This is a genomic window from Acinetobacter sp. WCHA39 (genome assembly GCF_002165385.1).
GTDB lineage: Bacteria > Pseudomonadota > Gammaproteobacteria > Pseudomonadales > Moraxellaceae > Acinetobacter.
In genome coordinates this window covers 1-1,435 of record NZ_NHRP01000079.1, presented here as the reverse complement: position 1 = coordinate 1,435, position 1,435 = coordinate 1, and the positions used below count along the sequence as shown (strand labels likewise).

The following is a 1,435-nucleotide window of genomic DNA, read 5'->3' as shown; positions in this document are numbered from 1 at the left end:
GTCCATGATGGTGAAAACCATCATAAACCAGACATTTTTATTGGTGAGAATACAGACACTTTAAATGGTTTCTAACATGTGCATTTCGTATAACGCCCATTATGTTAAATATATTTTAGTTAAGTAATTTATCTCTTATCAATTCTTTAAATTTTTCAGGATTTTGCTCCGCTTGATTATTAAAAATATCAAAGTAAGTTAAAGCTTGTTGTTGAATTTTTCCTTTATTTGGAACACGAGAAGCAGGATGAGGGAGTCGAATTACTAAAGTCTTTTTATTCCAGAATCTTACGCTAAATCCTTCTATAGATTCTTTGAAGTTAAGAATATCTTCGTCATTAACATAATTGAGTTTCAACTGTTCCCAATTTCCATGATATGCACCTAAGAAAAAAATATTTTTAGGTTCTAATCTATCAAGTTGATTTACTAAGTTTTCTATTGATATATCTTTAAGATGCTCATACAAATCTATACTTTTATTTTTTGAATTCAATAAGTTAAAAGATTTTTTATTATAATCAAAGAAGTAGAAGTTTAACCATTGTATATACTCGTTATTATTTTTTTCTTTGACTTTACCTAAGAATTTTAAGAATTGTGATCTCACAGGTGGCTTTTCATAAAGATTACGGTATCTAATTTTACTTTCAGAAATTAATTCATTTGTACTTAAATTTCCTAATATAAAGCTATCTAATTTCAATTTCCCCCATCCAGAAGTTTCTTGGCCAACAATTACTACTTTATTTTTGGATTGGTCAAAAGAACTATCTAAAAAATCTGGAATGAAAGGTAAGCTGATTTTTTGTAAAAGAGGGTGATAATCCTTATGTGTAATAAGGTTATTTTTTAATTTATTTAAATTTTCTGAGTATTCAATCATAGTATGTTTACTTGCTTAATTTTTTTTAAGTTATATATGAAAACTTAGGAGAATAACATTGAAAATAGGTATATTTTGGTTTTATAAAAATCAAGTTCTTGGTATTTCTCATGAGTTTGATATTAATAGCTCAGATTCTTTAGGTATGATTGATAGTGCCTACAACCATGTATCTTATTGGGATGAATTACGAAATAAATTTTCTGAGCTAAGGGAAATTGAATATGACGATGTACCTCGGGGAAGAGTAATATTCGATAAAAATAAAAATAAATTGATCATCTATCTAGATAAGAAATTATTAATTAAAGGTAAGGTATCAAAAATTTGTGATTTTTTTGATGCTGAATATGATGTGAATACAGTATTACGCTTAGATCCGCACTATAGAACTTAATAGAAAACTAAATTTCTGATTAGAAAGATTTTCTAAAATTAACATAATACACCTTATACGTAATGCGTTATAATTGGCACTGTTGCAAATAGAGATTTGAGTCGATGATGTTCCCTTTAAAAAGTACTTAGAGACCGAAAACCCTGTTGATT

The 1,435-nt window shown here is 27.3% G+C and carries 2 protein-coding genes; one reads left to right on the top strand and one right to left on the bottom strand.

Annotated elements, in window-relative coordinates:
- Positions 1–115: 115 nt before the first annotated feature.
- Positions 116–886 (bottom strand): hypothetical protein, encoded by a 771-nt coding sequence (locus CDG56_RS16655; protein WP_032073134.1) that lies wholly within the window; start codon positions 884–886, stop codon positions 116–118.
- Positions 887–944: 58 nt separating this feature from the next.
- On the opposite strand from CDG56_RS16655, the gene CDG56_RS16650 reads away from it, so the two are divergent.
- A complete protein-coding gene (locus CDG56_RS16650; protein WP_032073153.1) occupies positions 945–1,283 on the top strand; it encodes a hypothetical protein in 339 nt (112 codons plus the stop codon).
- Positions 1,284–1,435: the final 152 nt, after the last annotated feature.